Origin of the sequence: Paractinoplanes toevensis, from assembly GCF_018332695.1 — a bacterium.
Lineage (GTDB): Bacteria > Actinomycetota > Actinomycetes > Mycobacteriales > Micromonosporaceae > Actinoplanes > Actinoplanes toevensis.
The window spans coordinates 1-733 of the sequence record NZ_BOQN01000114.1; the positions used below are offsets into that span (position 1 = coordinate 1).

A 733-nucleotide genomic window follows, 5' to 3' on the forward strand; every position below is an offset into this window, starting at 1 on the left:
TCGTCGACGGCACCACCACCCTCCAGACGGTCGACCTCTGGTACAGCCCGACCTGCCACGCCTTCTGGGGTGAGTACAACCAGAAGGCCGAGGGCGGCGTCACTCTCGGCCTCTGGGGCATCTCGCCGTACGGCGGCAGCGGTTACCTGAAGTCGCTCGACTTCTTCTCGAACTTCACCGGCCCGGGCGTGTGGACCACGAAGCTCTACAACTCCATGCAGTCGGTCAAGTTCTGCTGGACCCAGCAGGGTCACGGCGGCGACGGCGGCGACACCCAGACCGCCATCGGCGGATGCACGAAGTGGCGGTGACCGAGATGTCGAAGATGCTTACCGCCGCCACGGCCGCCGTGGTTGCCGTCGCCGGCTTCTCGGCGCCGGTCCACGCCGCACCGGCCAAGTCCACCGATGGCCAGGCCGCCATCGCCGCGCCGGAGAAGGCCCTCGGGAAGGGCTGGAAGTCCTCGTCGGACTTCGTGGTCACCGGTGCCGGTGACGCCGACGGCTATCACCTCTACATCGCCCGGGAGTCCGACGCCTTCGCCTGGAAGACGCTCGCGACCCTGCGCGCCGACGCGATCGACGTCGGCCCGTGGGGCGGCTCGGTCTGCGTGACCGGCTCCGGCCGGTACGCGGTCGCGGTCTTCGCGCCCAAGAAGGCCGCCAACGATCCCGACCTGATGATGGCCGGGGCCATCGCCGCGGTCGTCGACACCACCACCGGCGCGGCCAAG

General features: G+C 69.7%; 1 protein-coding gene and 1 pseudogene. Both read left to right on the forward strand.

The annotated features are described in order from the left end of the window. Nucleotides 1-311, forward strand: a 311-nt coding sequence (locus tag Ato02nite_RS40345) for a hypothetical protein (RefSeq protein ID WP_213011985.1), incomplete at its 5' end; no start/stop codon positions are given. 5 nt (nucleotides 312-316) lie between these two features. After that, a pseudogene (locus Ato02nite_RS40350) lies at nucleotides 317-733 on the forward strand (hypothetical protein); the annotation flags it as partial.